This window comes from Streptococcus sp. 27098_8_23 (assembly GCF_041432195.1).
Lineage (GTDB): Bacteria > Bacillota > Bacilli > Lactobacillales > Streptococcaceae > Streptococcus.
Map to the genome: position 1 here is coordinate 1 of NZ_JAPVZF010000006.1, position 16,234 is coordinate 16,234.

Below are 16,234 nucleotides of genomic sequence, written 5' to 3' on the forward strand. Positions count from 1 at the left end.
ATCTCATCCACATCTTCTAAGCCTGACAAGTCTTCATTCAAGATCTCATATTGACCCAATTCATTGATCAAGTAGATAGTATGGTCCTCGATCCCCATATCGTCCTTGTCCGGCTGGTAATCCGCGCCTGACCAGGCAGACTGGAAGAGCTCATAGACTTCGTTATTTCCGACCTGTAGATAGGCACGTCCTGTCTGGGTGATCTCGGCCGCGTCCGGTGTATGAAGCATTTCATTGGAGTCCGAACGGTCCGCTACCTTAAGGGCGATCTTGAAGCGTGAGTTAGACCAGATCTGGTCATCCACCACACCAGATGGTTTCTGAGTAGCTAGGATCAAGTGGACCCCGAGGGAACGCCCAACCCGAGCGATGGATACCAGCTCCTTGATAAAGTCTGGCTGGTTGACCTTGAGCTCTGCGAACTCATCTGAGATGAGAAAGAGATGAGGGAGCGGTTCTGTCGCTTCTCCGTTTTTAAATTTTTTCTGGTATTGATTGATATGGTTGACTTCGAACTCTCCAAAGAGTCGTTCACGACGATGGATCTCCGCATTGATCGAAGCCAGGGCCCGCATAGATTGGGCACCATCCAAGTTGGTAATCGTCCCCAAGAGATGGGGAAGGTTTTTAAAGAGATTGGCCATCCCACCACCCTTATAGTCAATCAGCAAGAAAGCCACATCATGAGGGTGGAAGTTAACAGCGAGGGACAGGATATAGGATTGGATGGTTTCTGACTTCCCTGATCCAGTCGTCCCTGCGATTAAACCATGTGGTCCATGGGCTTTTTCATGCAGATTGAGCTGAACCAGGTCATCCTGACCGCGCAGACCAATCGGCACAGCCAAACTCTTGTAAGGTGCGTTCTTTTTCCAACGGCTCGATACCTGCAAATCCTCAAAGGTCTCCGCCCCATACATTTCCATAAAGGTCACAGAATCTGGGATGGAACTCTTAAGATTTTGGAGGTGATTGAGCGGTGCCAAGGTACGGGCGATCCGCTCCTTGTCATAATCTGCTGGGAAATGATCCAAACGGAAGTCCGTCTCTTTCAAGACTCCTTCTTCCATGACCAGTTGGCCTGTATTACGGTCCTTGATATTGATTACTGTCTGGATGTTCTCAGACAAGGAACTCATGACATCCTCTACAAAGATGAGAGAACAGCCTAATTCCGTTGGATCTTCGGTAAAGAACTCCATGATGATATGATCCAAAATCAGCTTCTCATCGGTCACTAAAACCACGTAATGAGGATGGAAGAGGGTGCTCTCCTTGTGGGATGCTTCTTCCTTTTGACTACGGCGTAGTTTCAAGATTTGGTTCAAACTATTCAGAACTTGGTCCCGTGTTCGTTGATTGTAGACAAAACCGCGGACATTGAGTTCTTGCAGTTTAGCATGAGGTAGCCAACGCATCCAAGACCATTGCTCTTTTTCCTCTTCAGGCAAAATAGTAATAAACTGCACATCATGATAAGAATGAAAAGTCGCTAGCTGCATCACCAAAAGCTGCAGTTGTTCTAGGACGAGATTTCTAGGTCCAATATAACCCACCGGTCCATGGCTGAGGTTTGCCGGGATTGGCATATCTGGGATTTTTTTGTGACGACTATAGAGAGCGTAACCCTCTTCTTCTAGAGCATCCTTCTTACCGCTACGCTCCTGTTGACCGTATTTCAAGTCATAGCTAGTCGGCATTTTCCCGAGTCCCAAACGATAGTATAAAAAGTCAAAATGCAAGGGAGTCTTTTCGTAAATTCGGTGATTGTAACTCTCAACCAAGTCCGTCAATTCTAAAATCGTTGGAAAATGATAGTGCATCCCTTCTTTTTGTTCTCGTTCCAGACGAGTCAATTCCTTGACCTTATCTTTCAGGTAAAGACGATAGAGATCGACCCGTTCCTTCTTATCAGCCTTGTACTTTTTACGATTTTTGATGAAACCACGGATAGAAAAAATCATTGTGGTTATGGACATCCCTACAGTCGCAAGAATATAGATCCCTCGAGGTTGAATCAAGGTAATCAAGACGGTTACCCCGACCATCATAAGAGGAGGAATGATTAGCTTTAACAGTTCATCACTGGGCTTTACCGGCTCCTGTCCAGGGGGATTAATCAAGATTTTATCCTCGCTACCACGATAGATGATTCGTGGGGAACGATGATAATCTGGATAATCTTCATAAAAACCATATCGAGATGGTTCTCTCAGAGTCAGTTGTGGCCCAACTTGGGCAGGACCCTGGACCCATACTTCATCAGGATAGAACTTGATCGTCACCGCCCCTAGACTCAACTCATCTCCAAAACCAATCAATTGCTGGTCCATTTGTTCCAGATGATTGTTTCGATAAAATGCGCCTTTTAGTCGAGTTAGCTTCCATTGATTTTGGGATTTTTGGAGTAAGAGTTCAACATCTCCATCTAGTGTGATCAACGCACCTCTTTGAGAGCCAATCTGAAACTCTGATAAATCCAAAAGGTCATAAACCCTTGGCTTCCCTTCTCGGAGATAAAAGACGACCTCACCCAAACGCAGACCATCTTTCAAGAGTCCTGCTTCATCGTCGTACTGATAAAAGACCTCGTCACCATCGACCTTGAGCTGAATCGGTCTTTCCTGTTGAGAAAGGTAGACTTGGGCCTTTTCAGTCGCCCCTATCAAGACCGTCTTATCTGCACTCAGTTCTACTTCATAACGCAGACCTTGGCTGTAGAAAATGATTTGTTTTTTCATAATTTCTCTCCTTGGTCTACTTTAATTGCTAGAGGAACTACTTGGAACAGGTTTCTTCTCAGATGACGGTTTGCTTTCAGAAGCCTTGTCTTGAGGGTTAGGAGTTGTAGAAGCATTGGAGCTTGATTCACTCGTTAGTAGCTCACTTCGACTATCCCAGTATTTCTTATACTCGCTTTCCAAAGTATTCAACTTACTTTCACGGTCTTTTCCTGACAAGTTGCCATCTTCTCGAACCTGCTTGATTTCCTGAGTCAAAGCATAGAGAATCAAGTCACTGTCGTTAATCCGTTTCGCAATATCAAGAGCCTCTTCAAAACGATTGCGCCCAACCTGAATCCAGTAAGTCAAATAAAGCTCATCTGACTTGAGTGTTACGTTGTTCAAGATGACTTTCTTTTGTTCAGAAGAAAATTCCAACCCCTGAATATAAGAGTAAGCCAACTCATACTTTTGCGTATTCGGCAAGCTAGCTGGATCAATTCTCTCTAATTCTGTAATAACACCACTATAATCCACTTTAATAAAGGCAGTATCAGCCTGCAACATCTTTTCTTTGAAAGGATTTTGCACAAAAATCAGATAGATAAGTGGAACGATCAACAAGACAACGCTGGCTGTTAACCAAATCGTTGCCAATTTAAAGACACGATGGCGTCTACTTGGAACCAAGACCAAATCTGCCCGTTCTTTCGCAGCCTTCTCCGTGTAGTACTTCTCCAAAACAGCTACTGCAGCCTCTATATCATCTGCCTGACATAGGTCATTTAAGAAGTCGGGCAAGGTCTCTAATTCCAAGGAACCATTATAAAGATCCATGAAATCCAAATCGCTAAATAGTGTTACTGTAAAACATTTAGCCTGGCGTAAAAAATCTTCTGAGGATATTGATTGAGGAACCATCAGACCAGGAATTCCACGATAAGCAATCTTAGCCTGAGCATCCTTGGTAATAAAGAGATTTACTGGGTGCAAAAGGAAAGTCACAGGTAACTCCAAGGCGCCCTCTAGACGAAAAACGTTTAGGGCCAAACGGATTCTTTCCGAAATGGTACGTTCCTTTATTTCCTCATAAGTCAGTCCATGAGCTTCGACTTGATAGGAGAAGGTGACACTATCCTCATCAGACACCATCGATTGCTCCAAAAAGAATGGATGATGCAAATCCAATAGTAACAGTTCCCGTAAATCTTGACTCGCAACATCTGAACGTTTGAGTTTTAATTCCCAGTTTGTTTCATTTTTTTCATAGACAAACGACTGTCCACCAAATTCAAATTTTTCTTCAGCCACCTATATCTCCTCAATTTCTACTAAATCTCCTGTCGTCATAGGATAATCAGACAGATGTTTCCCTTCATCAATTAACAAACCTTTATTGACAATTCTTAATTGATATTTTTTTCGCTTGATACCTGGATTAAAAATCGTATCCACTTCTCGCACCAGCCGGCGCACTTCAATTCGCCGTGGAATGCGAATATCCACATCTCTTTCTCTCAAACGTAGGGTAATATTGATATGTTGCTCCACCTTTTACACGCCTCCTATGTCTGGTTTATCCTTTTCTAAGTTATTTAGAGAGACTAGTTAAAAAATTAGTCCATCCCTTCTACCATCACACGATAACTCATTACTGCCGTTGCTCCAAAAAGCAAGAAAATCAACACCACATAGAATATCTCTGGAAGAAAGTCATTCAGACCACCTTTTTCTACATGGCCTATATTTGTTTGGAACTTGATTGTTTTTTGAGCATTGGGCTGAAACAACTGTTCTTCAGAAGATTTTTTCACTGGTCTCTGTATAGCAGAAAACAGTTGGCCCCTTTCTGTGATCAACTGTTCCTCTTGATGCTGTTGCATGTCCTGCAACCTCTTTTGAGTCGCTTCATTAAAAAGCTCCTTGATTTGTTCAGACTGTAGACCAAATTTCAATCCCTCTTTCTTTTCAAGTCGGGAATCATCAATCTGCAGACTGTTATCCTTCAAATCATCTGCAGCAGCCCCAGAGACTGCTGCACATGTTACTAAGGTAAGAAGGAAAAGAATGATTTTCTTCATATTTCTAATTTCTATTCTTTCTCAACTTGGCTTGTTTGAAACCACAAACTACTTTCTCTGATAAAAATATTTATAACAAGTAAAACAGCTATGACAACAATCGTTGCAACAAAAGCGATAATTGCTGCTGGATGTCCATCAAAATATCCTGAGAGCAAACCTTCTAATATCGATAACGCATTGAGATTTTTGATAAATGCTGGGAAACCAGTTAGACTTGCTGTTGTCCCAATAGCATTTGATAGGTAGACAAAGCTAATCATCATAAAGAAGGAGAGTCCCATACCAATCACTCGGAAATGTTTAAGCAATAGATATTGTCCTTGAATCAGTACAAATGCTGCTAAAACAATTAATAGAACCCAAGATGGTTGATATTCACGACCAACCTGTAGCTGAACACTTGATACAACACCAACTACCAATCCGACAACGATACTTAAAGCAGATAGGATGGTTACCGTCATCAAGTCTGTATCATGTAACTTATCAAGTTTGAACTTATCTTTGACTTTGCGAATAACGTTTTGAGTTGCAAACAGATAGGCTGTAAAGAGACTAACAATCTCCAATAGTAAAATCCATGTAAATGGACGGTAAACATTGACAGTCGCTTTCACTGAAGTAGCATTTTGGGTAACAGGGTTGGATAAGAAGTTCAACAACACTTCATTTGGTACCCCATTTTGATAGGCATTATTCAGAACCTTCACAAAGGATTCTACAAAGTTTCCATTGTTAGTTAATTCTTCGTTAAACTGCGTCATCAAGGAGTCAGCATCTTGTGACAACTTTTCAGTACTTGTTTGAGCGTTTGACAATTCACGATTGAAATTACCTAAAGTCTCATTCACAGACTCTGCAGCTTTGACATTACTTTGAGAAGATTCCTTCACACCCGTAGTTTCTGACAAGAGAGCTGCATAATCCGAATTTAGGGTAGCCAATTGATTATTAGTCTCTTCAAAAGCATCATTGCCTTTCCCTTGCTTCTCAACCAAATCCTTTAGATTTTCTTCCAACTTCTTGTACAACTCTAACTGTTCATTGATTTTTGTATTCAATTCTTGGTTGGTAGTCAAAACATCCTTCACATTTTTTTCTAGAACAGGCTTGAGAGTAGTCAGTTTTGACAAGGCTTTATCTACTTTCTCTTTAGTACCCTCTGTATCTGTATCGCTAGCAGGTGCAGTCAGACTGTCTTCATACTTCTTCAGGTTTGAACTAATAGCTTCAAGCCAAATATTTGATAAAGCATCTGTTACATCACTATTTCGTAACTCTTTGACAGTATTGTATGCTTGTCTGAGTGCTTCCACCTTTTGGTAGTCAGAAGCTATTTTCTGAACCTTTTGTCCATAAGTCACTGCTGCTTGCTGAACGGCTAAGACATCTATCGGAGCACTGACTGCTTGAACATCATTCAAGGAAATATCAACAGTCTTTGGCTCCGCTTTTGGAGTTGGGCTTGAAGCCCCCGTTGAACTTGTAGTTGGAGTCGGAGCTGCCTCTGCAACACTATAGGCTACTTTGAAAGTCCCACCCGTCTTCAAATCAATTTCTTGACCAAACTCAACTGGTGTGCCATCATAAGTGACTGAGTGAACTGTCACTCCTGTTCCAGCCTTCCATGATACCTTAGCCTTTGTTCCTGTTCGTCCAACAGCACTCGTACTCGTGATTGCCAGATGTTCCAGATTCTTCAAGTCCGTCAAAGAAATCTCGCCGCTTGGCTCTTTAATCGTTTTTAAATCTGTATAGTTTACAGAAGGAATTGTGATTGGTGTCATACCAAAACCACTAAATTCTTTTCCACTAAAGTCTTCTTTGGGTAATTCTGAGATTGCAGAAGCCAGCTGCTCTTTTAGAGATTCCTCAACCTTCTCTAAATCCTTGTTTGCAGCTTTATCCAAAAATCGATCAAGAGTGATTTTGCTCTTCTCACTTGTTCCATAGTAAGTGGCTAATTTCTCATCAATAAAGTTATGAATATCATTTTTATGATTTTCAAACTTGGTTCTTTCATCTGTTAGATTTTTCTGTAAGCTACCAATCTCTGTGCTGATGCTTTCTGCTACTTTTTTATAGTAAGCCTCAACTTCTGGTGACGTTCCATCAGTGGATGCTGGTGTTCCATCTATATTCGCAGTCAGACTACCTTGAGCTTTAATTAATTCCTTATAGGTTTCAATTTGTCCCTTAACGTCTTCCCGACTCTGAGAAATGAGCCCAGTGATAACATCCGCATGATTTTTCTTCTCATCTACTCTATTCTTAAGTAGAGTTCCAAACTTCTCGCCATAGGCAATCTGCGAAACATCAAAACGACCAAAAATCTGTGAGTAGCCCTCCAAACCTGTCTTTAAAGCAGTGTTGGCGTCAACAGAGGAACTAGACATACTATAGAGAGTTGGGAAAAGATTTTTAGAGTTGATAGCTGTATTATATAAATTCGTACGATAGTTTCCGATATTGGTTGCTTGTATCTGTGAGCTAGCTTGAACATTCTTTTGTGCTGTATAAAGGTTGTTCAAAATACTAGCCATATACATGTCAACTAACTGACCATTCAAATCAGAAACAATATCTTTCGCTAGTTTATTTGCATCATTTTCTACTTGCAAATTTCCTTGCGCATTCACCTTATAATTGATGGTTGTCTTATCAACATTGATGCTGTTAATATCGAGTATTTTTTCAGAAAAGTCACTAGGAATTGTTAAAACGAGTTGGTATTTCCCACTTTCTAACCCAGAATCAGCTGCTCCACGAGGGACAACAGACCAATTTTGTGAATTATCACGCTCGATATTTTTTACATAACTAGCACCTAGATTGTATTCTTTTGTATCTACGTAGACAGGCTTATCTTCATTTACGATAGCTACATTTAATTTTGTCTGCTGATTAGCCTTTGCATTATTTTCATTGCTAATCGTTGTATTTTTTTGAACAGATAGATTCAAAAAAATAATCAATGCAAGCAATCCTAATGCTAACAAACTACTTCCTATATATTTAAAAATTCTATTCTTCCTCATATTACTTTAAATCTTCTCCGTCATAAAAAATAGGAAGGCTCTCGCCCTCCTAAAGCCACTTATATAACAAATTAAATTTGTGATGCAAGATCTTGGTCGTTTTGCTCAACAATTTCAGCAACTTTATTCAACTGTGCATTGATTTCATCAAGCAAAGTTGCAAATTCTTCAATTTTTGGAGACAATTCTGTGAATTGGCGATCAAAGCTCTCAAAAGCAGCACCTTTCCAGTTGTCTCGGATAGTATTTTGCTCTTGAGTCAATGTACGAAGTACTTGTCTTACTTCCTCAGAACCTTGAGTGTACTTTTGAGCAGAGGTGCGCAATTCTTCTGTTGTTAATTGAATTAAAGCCATGTGAAACTCCTTTATATTAATTTACTCCCTCATTATATCAACAATTTGCCTCAATTGCAAGTTTAAAATTCATTTTTTATTCTATTTATAAAAAAATAAGAGCTATTTCCATCTAAAAACTAGTAAGAAGGATTAAATTATCTACTTTTCTTGTATAATTACTTCTTTTTTTATCTATAATAACAAACTCATATCATCCTTCTTTGATAAGGTATATTTGTTAAACGTTCTTTTCTTCTAACTTTCTATAAAAGTTTTTATTCTCTTGATGGCGAGCTTCCAGCACATTCTCTATACGACTCTTGTAAAGTTGATGATAGTTATCCAAATTGTTCTCTATCTCCAAGATATATGGTTGAATTTCAGCAAAACTACTATCTCTACATGCATAGGAAAGCGCCTCTAGGAGATGATCCGTCTCCCTGCTAAACTTGTGGAAATCATCATCCAAATCCATCTCCAAACGCTCTAAGTCTCGTAATTTACGATTATGCTCATCCTCTAGTTTCTGAAGTTCCTTTTTATCCATGACCAGTTTTCTCCTAGCTTTTGATCGGACTCTGTAAAGTAGGGGTTTGCATGGTCTGGGTCAAGTAAGTTTCAGCAGCATCAGCGGCCTTGCCCTCAAATCCTCCCTTAATATTGTTTACATAGGTCTTAGAAGCATACTCTTGCATATCTGCGGCTGCTTCCTGTAACTTTTTAGCTAACTCAGTTCCTTTAGCAAGGATTGACAACTCTTTTGCAGTTACTAAGGCCCTGACTGCTTGGCGTTCTTGTTCCTTCATTCTTTCTTTGAAGCCTCTATCGAGTTGCTCTCTTGTAATTAAGGTATCCTCATCCGTTAGGACTAACATTTTTTCCCCTCCATGTTTGTTTTACATCCGCCAATAGATTGTTAAAATCTTCAGCACTATCTGTATCTATGGTCTCAAAGGAACCACTAGCTTTAACCAAGCTTTCCCCCAGTTGCTCGATTTGTGTCAGGAAGGATGTTGCCGCAGTCTTCGTGTCACTTGCAAGGCCTTCATCCCAAAAGCTTGTTGTATCAAAACCAGAAAGTAGATTTGTAACTTCTGAGCTTGACAAATATCCAACCATGTCAAATGCTGTTGACCTTGTCTCCTTTACAATATTTTGAATATCTTCCTTAGCATCTGAAAGTAAGGTTTTCACATATTTAACTTTATCTTCCATGTCAAAATTTGCCAACTGGGCTGCTGTCTGAAGCAACTGAGCTCGAACCAAAATCCTCTTTTCTCCTGTAAGATTGCCATTTCTCAGTTGTTCCTGATAACGAGGAATAGCTTCTCGATCCCACTTTATAGATTCCTGACGAGCTTCTTCGACAATTTTACTATATTCAGTTGTAAAATTCTCGTAAACTGAATAACCAATAGCTGCCTTTATTTTAAACTCACCCCTCATAATGGCATTTAAAACATTTGAGGCTACATTTTCATCGACTCCTAAAGCCCGGAGGGAATCCAACGTTGTCGCAATCAGTCGAGCCAGCTTTTCACCTGCCCTGAGCAATTCTGGGTGAAAATCCTCAGACGCAGTCAATAAATTTCCCTTTCCATCCGATTGGAAAACACCAAAGTCATGGGAGCTTTCCGGATCAGTAATCTGGGTATAATGCAAGGGGACCAGGACATTGACTTTACCGACGGGTTTCTTAAGTGGTTCATCGGAGTCCCCAGGTAATTTAGTGATGGTATGTTCACGATTGAGCATCCCCACGACATCAAAAGGATTGACATAGTACTCTATTTTTTCGCTAATCTTTTTGATTTTCTCATCACTGAGTCCCATTTTCTTTAAACTCTTTGTCGTGTCCGGGCCGTCAAAGAGGACCACTTTGCCGATTTTCTCAAGCTCCTCATCGCTAAGGCCCGCTACTCCTTGGGCAGAGACAATGGTTCCTAGGGAGTGACCTGTGATGTCCATCGTAGCTTGCGGAGCTTTTTCGCGCATCTCTGCGATTTTCGTTTTCATTCCTACTGTCGCTAACTTGGCTTGCGGTGTATGGATATGATTGAGAGCGAACTTAGCGTCGTTGTCAATCCAGTCGTTCCAATTTTCTTTATTGATGGCATCACTTCCACGGATGGTCATATAAGTTTTCGTAGTATCATTAGTCAAGGTAGGCGTATCCGTTAAGTAGTAGGCACTGAAACCAGCTTCATCATCAGTTAACAATCCTTTTTGATAACGTTTGTGATGAATATCCTGCCTCATCCCATTCGCATCAGGAACTGGTATCGATGTGATTTTATAAGTATCTCGCAACTCAGGATCTGGTTGCAAGTAAACCTTACCATTATGGGGAAGATGTTTCCCGCCGGGGGTGATTTCACCATCATCATCTATATCTTGGGAATAATCTATCAAAGTCCAATTTACAGCATTATTATAGCGTGATAAAGTATTTGGTCTCCCTCTATAAGCTGACTGAGATAAATTTGCATAAAAATTGTCATAATCTTTTAGATTACTATCCGTCATACTTGTCCCAACCTCCATTTTTTAACACTCTAGGCTGATTATACATACCAATCCTATCTATTGAAGGCACATCATTTTTATTTTTTAATCGAAAATCTATTGTAAAGTCAGAATCCTTTATATGATTAAAAGAACCCTTCACTGATAGATTATAACCTCCCCCCTGTGGAGTTCCATTCCCTATCTGTTCAACAGTTAAACTATTCCAATCCATCTGAACAGATTCTATCTTTGAATTTTTAGACTTTACAAATTTTACAATTTCTTCTTCATGTTCCTTTAAATAATCCAACTGCTTAGCTCGCGGGCTCAGAGTTATTCCTCCGAATAGATTTGTTTCCTGCGCCATCCATGCTCCTCCTCCGAATACTACAAGGGCTAAAACCAGCCAAAGTAAAGTACGTTTTTTCATCTCTTTCCTCCTATATAGTGGAATCTAAGTATATTATATCATGAATGTAAAAAAAAATACTTTTAGCAAGTATTCGAAGTCAGTGGGGAATGAGTGATATTAAATTTGAGTAAAAATTATCAAAGGTTTTGAAGTTACTGTTAGTCATAAATCTCCCATACGTTGCATTTCAAAACTCTTATCGGTTGCATTTCAGAAATTTTCTTAATATTGGGAATACTATTGCTATTATATTCTATAGGGAAACCAATTGTAAATTCAGTATCTTCATTGTTATTTATTTTTCCATCCAATGTTATAATATATCCCCCACCTTGAGGGGTACCATTTCCTATATTTTCTACTTTCATACTATCCCAATCAAATTGGACACTTTCGACTTTAGGATTTCTAGATTTTATGAAGTTCGCCATCTCCTCTTCATGCTCCTTTAAATAAGCCAACTGCTTGGCTCGCGGACTAAGAAATACTCCTCCGAATAGATTTGTTTCCTGTGCCATCCATGCGCCTCCTCCAAATACTACAAGGGCTAAAACTAACCAAAGCAAAGTACGTTTTTTCATGATTATCCTCCTTAAACGTGGATTCTAAACCTATTATATCATGAATGTAAAAAAAAATACTTTTAGCAAGTATTGTAAGTCAATTGGGAATGAATGGTGTTAAATTTGAGTAAAAATTATCAAAGGTTTTTAAATTACTATTAGTCATAATAATACCATCCCCCATCCCTATAAATTCTTATAGGCTGCATTTCAGAAATCCTCTCAAGGTTAGGCAAGGCGTGCCTGTTATTATCTAAAGGAAATCCAAGAGTAAAACTGCTTTCCTTTAGATTATTTATACGCCCTTTAAATGTTAGCATATAACCGCCTCCTTGAGGAGTTCCATTCCCTATCTGACCAACTTCCATACTATCCCAATCAAATTGAACGCTTTCGACTTTAGGGTTTCTAGACTTTATAAAGTTCGCCATCTCATCTTCATGCTCCTTCAAATAAGCCAACTGCTTGGCCCGTGGGCTCAGAAATAAATTTGCTTCTTTCGCCATCCATGCTCCGCCTCCAAATATTCCAAGTGCTAAAATCAGCCAAAGTAAGGTACGTTTTTTCATAATGATGCTCCTTCAGATATATCATCTCCCTCTTACAATCCAAAACTCCTTAATTAAAAACAAATTACGGATCTATTGTTGCATTAGAAATAGAAGATTGTCATTAAAACTAGTATAGCATAAAAGCCTCAAACAGCCTATTTCACCAATCACTCTTCTTGAAGGCTTGTTAATAATCTGACCAGAAGGATCTGAGTTGAATACAAAGAAACAACTGACTTTGTCAGATTGCAGCCACATTTGTAAGCGACTAAAGTCGCAACAACTGTGTCAATTGAACCAATTTAGTAAGAAAGTACAAAAAAGAACACCCCGAAAGGTGCTCTTTGTAAGTATCGTAATTCTTTCGAAGAACGTTTACTAAACTGTGACGCTTTACGAGCTTTTTCAAGCCTGATTTGGAAAGTACGAGTTTCAGTTGGACTAAAAACAGCGTAATATCAAGGTTTTTCAGAACGATATCTACTAATTAATTTCATAAAATATGAATTAATAGATTCTAAATAGGGGAATTTCTTAACGCCTAACTTTCAATCCTATCCTCTTCCTTCTTATCCTAATAAAGTTTGTATTATTGGAATAACAACGATAAATAGAACCGTACTTAGAGTCACCACATTCGTAGAGAATTCCACATCTCCTTTGCCCTGATTAGCAAGTATTGGGAGAACAGCTAAAGCTGGTGTAGCGGACTGAATCATAAAGGTCTTAAATTCTACTGTCGCCATATTTGGTGCAAAGAACTTCAATACAAGAAGCATGATTAGAGGAGCTAGGATAAAGCGTCCAACTAAAGTGACAATTGTATCTTTATCAAAAGTAATAGTTTTCAAGCCTGCCTTAGCAAGAACAATACCAATATAAATCAGAGATAGGGGAGTAACGATATTTCCAACATAGGTTAAGGTATTCGTTGCGAAATCTGGAATAGAGATTCGAAGAATCAAAAATAGTAGAGCCACAAGAAAACCTACAAGCGGAGCTGGTAGCAATTTCTTCCAGTCAAATTTAGTTGTCTCCTTGCCTTGACCCGATTTACTGTCGCTCGTCATCAAATACACGCCCAATGTCCAGGTGGAAATCGTGTTGGTGATATAGTAAATTAAGAAATAAGGCAGAGCCTGATCCCCAAAAAGAGCAACGTTTAAAGGTAAACCAATAAAAATAGTATTGGCATTCACAAAGGTATTAATCATGGTCCCTCGCCGTCCTGGACGAACCTTGAAAACCACAACTGCAATATAAGCTACAATATAGCCCAAGATAAAGGCCACAAATATATAAAGGAGACCTCCAGAAAGACTGATTAGTTTATCTAGTGTTAGGTATTTCATCACCGACACAAAGATTGATGCTGGCAAGGCTACATTCATGATCAAACGAGATAGGTTAGGTCCAAAGGTATCTCCAAACCATCCCTTCACCTGAAGAATATACCCCAAAACAATAATAGCGATAATCGGAATGATACTCGTAATCGAGGTTAAAAAGAGTGACATAGGTATCCTTTCTATATTACTTAAGTCCACAGCCCATACAAATCTGTCGCTATAGAAGGATAGACAGCAGCAATGAATTATTTATACTCTGGATACCACTTCAAATCACGAACGGCTTTGGCCATATCTGTTTCCTTAGCGCGTGCAAGACCTTGCTCTTGCGCTTTTTTAGCGACTGCTTCCGCTACTTTAATAGAAACATCTGCTACATACTTGAACGGCGGCAAAACAGGAGCTCCTGGTTGTCCTGGATTTACAATACCACTCAATGAATGAGCCGCTGCTCCAATCATTTCATCAGTCAAAAGACTTGCTTCAGAAGCCAGCATACCTAGACCAAGACCTGGGTAAATCAAGGCATTATTGGCTTGACCAATCACATAGTCAACACCTTTATAAGAAACCATATCAGCAGGAATTCCTGTTGCGACAAAAGCTTTGCCATCTGACCATTCAATCAAATCTTTGGCACTAGCTTCTGCTAGTTTGGTTGGATTTGACAAAGGGAAGATCATCGGACGCTCTGTATTTTCACACATAGCCTCTACTATTTCTTTAGTGAAGGTATTAGGCTGAGTCGAAGTTCCTACAAGAATGGTTGGCTTCACAGTCTTCACTACTTCAAGCAGGTCAGTCAACTTGTCTGCGTTACTAAAGTCAGCACGTTTCTTAGCAAACGGTTTTTGCTCTGGTGTCAAGTCATCCATGTCATCAAAGAGAAGACCTTGTTTATCAACCATAAAGAAACGTTTATAAGCTTCTTCTTCAGAAAGACCTTCACTAACCATTTCACGAAGAACACGAGAGGCAATTCCTGCACCCGCAGTACCACCACCATAGCAGAGATAAACTTGATCTGTTAATTTTTCACCACTAATATCCAGTGAACCAAAGATACCACCCAAGGTAACGATTCCTGTGCCTTGAATATCATCATTAAAAGTTGGAATTTGTTTCCGGTATTTCTCAAGAATATTGGCAGCATTCAAGCGGCCAAAGTCTTCCCAGTGAAGGTAGAGTTTAGGAAAGAGACGTTCTGCTGTTTGAACAAATTGGTCAATGAAGTCGTAGTAACGATCTCCGCGAACCCGTTCGTGACGATTCCCTAAGTAATTAGGGTTGTTACGAAGTTCTTCACGGTTAGTCCCTGCATCAATAACTAAAGGAAGAACCATAGAAGGATCGATTCCAGCAGCACCCGTGTAGACCATCAATTTCCCAACAGAAATATCGACACCATTTGTTCCCCAGTCACCGATTCCAAGGATTCCTTCTGCATCTGTTACAACAATGAGACGAATCTCGCGATTCCCAGCAGCATTTTTCAAAGTGGCTTCAATATTTTCAGGATGATTGATATCAAGATATCCCGCATATTGTGGATCTACAAAGAGGTCACTATAGCCTTCAATGGTATCTGCAATGGTTGGATCGTATACAATTGGATTGAATTCCTCCAAATGTTGAGAAAAGAGGTAATAGAAAAGAGTCCGGTTGGTATTAAAAATTTCCATTAGGAAAAGACGCTTTTCCAAATCATTGGCTTTTGTTTGCATTTGCGCATAGGTTTGCGCTGCTTGTTCTTCAATGGTTTGAACGTAAGGTGGCAGTAAACCAATAAGACCTAGTTCCTTTCGCTCCTCTAAGGTAAAGGCAGTACCTTTATTGAGGAAAGGATTGTTTAAAATATCATGTGCAGTCATAGTGCAACCTCCTTTTTACTTCTATTATACCACTTAAAAAGAATTGTTCGGAAAACTTTGTTGTTTAAAAAATACTATTGTGTACGCATATGTTATAATGAGTCTACGAAGGCAATTTTCTAATAAGCTCTTTATACTTAAAACACTATTGTTAATGGCACTTTAAGTTGTTATATTTTATAAAGTTCTGGACTCATAAAACTCTCAATGATCACTCTTTACTAAAAGTTTCGAGTAAAAGAAACTAATCATACAAATTGGCAATCCGAATTAAAATAAATATTATATAAGTTTGTTATACAATACTTTGTATTTTTTAAGATGTTTTTTGTCATGCAAAACTTGTATTCTATTTATATGACGAATAAAAACTATTTACAACAATATATTTCCCAAAAAGTGAAATATTTTCGAACACAGAAAAAAATGAGCCAGGAAGAACTTTCGGAACAAGCAGGACTTGGGCTTAAGTATATCAATCAACTTGAAAACCAAAATGTGAATCTGACCATTCACAGTCTTGAAAAAGTGATTGTCGCCCTAGAGATGACCCCAGAGGAATTTTTCAATTTTGATAGCCTTGAATCAACCTCTGATAAGACCGACAATCTTTCACTCAAAAGAATCAACATGAAGATTAAACAGCTCCCTATTGATAAACGAGAAAAGATGTTGGTCATTTTTGAAAGTATCTTAGATAACCTTTGATATCCCTGACTCACTTACATTTTAACCGGTGAATACTCGTATAGTCAAATTGTAGGATACGGATAAAATTTATTTATCTGGTGATTTCC

Annotated in this window: 15 protein-coding genes; 1 reads left to right on the forward strand and 14 read right to left on the reverse strand. The window is 39.2% G+C overall.

All coding sequences use genetic code 11. The annotated features are described in order from the left end of the window. The 14 genes from essC to O3652_RS07885 all read right to left on the reverse strand — a co-directional run. Positions 1–2,741 (reverse strand): type VII secretion protein EssC (gene essC / locus O3652_RS07820; protein ID WP_371590254.1); only part of this gene is annotated, 2,741 nt, incomplete at its 3' end. A gap of 21 nt (positions 2,742–2,762) precedes the next feature. Beyond that, entirely contained in the window at positions 2,763–4,034 is a 1,272-nt protein-coding gene (essB, locus tag O3652_RS07825; RefSeq protein ID WP_000796947.1) for a type VII secretion protein EssB, read from the reverse strand. Continuing rightward, positions 4,035–4,274 carry an EsaB/YukD family protein gene (locus O3652_RS07830; RefSeq protein WP_000434883.1) on the reverse strand — a complete coding sequence of 80 codons (240 nt, stop codon included), beginning with the start codon at positions 4,272–4,274 and terminating at the stop codon, positions 4,035–4,037. Positions 4,275–4,339: 65 nt separating this feature from the next. Further along, the gene (gene essA / locus O3652_RS07835) at positions 4,340–4,804 is read right to left on the reverse strand and encodes a type VII secretion protein EssA (protein WP_000720507.1); all 465 of its coding nucleotides are present in this window, start codon (positions 4,802–4,804) and stop codon (positions 4,340–4,342) included. A gap of 11 nt (positions 4,805–4,815) precedes the next feature. Beyond that, complete coding sequence (gene esaA / locus O3652_RS07840) at positions 4,816–7,845, reverse strand: type VII secretion protein EsaA (protein WP_371590255.1); 3,030 nt, start codon at positions 7,843–7,845, stop codon at positions 4,816–4,818. Positions 7,846–7,916: 71 nt separating this feature from the next. Further along, positions 7,917–8,201: a WXG100 family type VII secretion target gene (locus tag O3652_RS07845; RefSeq protein WP_001173991.1), complete on the reverse strand. Its 285-nt coding sequence runs from the start codon at positions 8,199–8,201 to the stop codon at positions 7,917–7,919. Positions 8,202–8,421: 220 nt separating this feature from the next. Further along, positions 8,422–8,730: a hypothetical protein gene (locus O3652_RS07850; RefSeq protein WP_000358233.1), complete on the reverse strand. Its 309-nt coding sequence runs from the start codon at positions 8,728–8,730 to the stop codon at positions 8,422–8,424. Positions 8,731–8,743: 13 nt separating this feature from the next. Further along, entirely contained in the window at positions 8,744–9,058 is a 315-nt protein-coding gene (locus O3652_RS07855; protein WP_000960729.1) for a hypothetical protein, read from the reverse strand. Beyond that, positions 9,039–10,709 (reverse strand): cutinase family protein, encoded by a 1,671-nt coding sequence (locus O3652_RS07860; protein WP_371590257.1) that lies wholly within the window; start codon positions 10,707–10,709, stop codon positions 9,039–9,041. Before O3652_RS07860 ends, O3652_RS07855 begins: the two co-directional genes overlap by 20 nt. Beyond that, positions 10,699–11,121 (reverse strand): hypothetical protein, encoded by a 423-nt coding sequence (locus O3652_RS07865; RefSeq protein WP_200729981.1) that lies wholly within the window; start codon positions 11,119–11,121, stop codon positions 10,699–10,701. Before O3652_RS07865 ends, O3652_RS07860 begins: the two co-directional genes overlap by 11 nt. A 140-nt stretch (positions 11,122–11,261) precedes the next feature. Further along, a complete protein-coding gene (locus O3652_RS07870) occupies positions 11,262–11,684 on the reverse strand; it encodes a hypothetical protein (RefSeq protein WP_371590258.1) in 423 nt (140 codons plus the stop codon). Positions 11,685–11,824: 140 nt separating this feature from the next. Beyond that, entirely contained in the window at positions 11,825–12,235 is a 411-nt protein-coding gene (locus O3652_RS07875; protein WP_371590259.1) for a hypothetical protein, read from the reverse strand. Between the two features lie 551 nt (positions 12,236–12,786). Next, positions 12,787–13,734, reverse strand: a complete 948-nt coding sequence (locus O3652_RS07880) for an AEC family transporter (protein ID WP_371590260.1) — start codon at positions 13,732–13,734, stop codon at positions 12,787–12,789. Positions 13,735–13,811: 77 nt separating this feature from the next. Continuing rightward, on the reverse strand, positions 13,812–15,437 hold the full coding sequence (locus O3652_RS07885; protein WP_371590262.1) for a malolactic enzyme: 1,626 nt from the start codon (positions 15,435–15,437) through the stop codon (positions 13,812–13,814). Between the two features lie 357 nt (positions 15,438–15,794). Here O3652_RS07885 and O3652_RS07890 point away from each other — a divergent pair, with 357 nt between their 5' ends. Further along, the gene (locus O3652_RS07890) at positions 15,795–16,145 is read left to right on the forward strand and encodes a helix-turn-helix domain-containing protein (protein ID WP_025168989.1); all 351 of its coding nucleotides are present in this window, start codon (positions 15,795–15,797) and stop codon (positions 16,143–16,145) included. Positions 16,146–16,234: the final 89 nt, after the last annotated feature.

Bases quoted from the DNA above. Each gene is read 5' to 3' on its own strand.
- essA (WP_000720507.1), bottom strand. From the start codon at position 4,804: ATGAAGAAAATCATTCTTTTCCTTCTTACCTTAGTAACATGTGCAGCA.
- esaA (WP_371590255.1), bottom strand. From the start codon at position 7,845: ATGAGGAAGAATAGAATTTTTAAATATATAGGAAGTAGTTTGTTAGCA.
- O3652_RS07845 (WP_001173991.1), bottom strand. From the start codon at position 8,201: ATGGCTTTAATTCAATTAACAACAGAAGAATTGCGCACCTCTGCTCAA.
- O3652_RS07850 (WP_000358233.1), bottom strand. From the start codon at position 8,730: ATGGATAAAAAGGAACTTCAGAAACTAGAGGATGAGCATAATCGTAAA.
- O3652_RS07855 (WP_000960729.1), bottom strand. From the start codon at position 9,058: ATGTTAGTCCTAACGGATGAGGATACCTTAATTACAAGAGAGCAACTC.
- O3652_RS07860 (WP_371590257.1), bottom strand. From the start codon at position 10,709: ATGACGGATAGTAATCTAAAAGATTATGACAATTTTTATGCAAATTTA.
- O3652_RS07865 (WP_200729981.1), bottom strand. From the start codon at position 11,121: ATGAAAAAACGTACTTTACTTTGGCTGGTTTTAGCCCTTGTAGTATTC.
- O3652_RS07870 (WP_371590258.1), bottom strand. From the start codon at position 11,684: ATGAAAAAACGTACTTTGCTTTGGTTAGTTTTAGCCCTTGTAGTATTT.
- O3652_RS07875 (WP_371590259.1), bottom strand. From the start codon at position 12,235: ATGAAAAAACGTACCTTACTTTGGCTGATTTTAGCACTTGGAATATTT.
- O3652_RS07880 (WP_371590260.1), bottom strand. From the start codon at position 13,734: ATGTCACTCTTTTTAACCTCGATTACGAGTATCATTCCGATTATCGCT.
- O3652_RS07885 (WP_371590262.1), bottom strand. From the start codon at position 15,437: ATGACTGCACATGATATTTTAAACAATCCTTTCCTCAATAAAGGTACT.
- O3652_RS07890 (WP_025168989.1), top strand. From the start codon at position 15,795: ATGACGAATAAAAACTATTTACAACAATATATTTCCCAAAAAGTGAAA.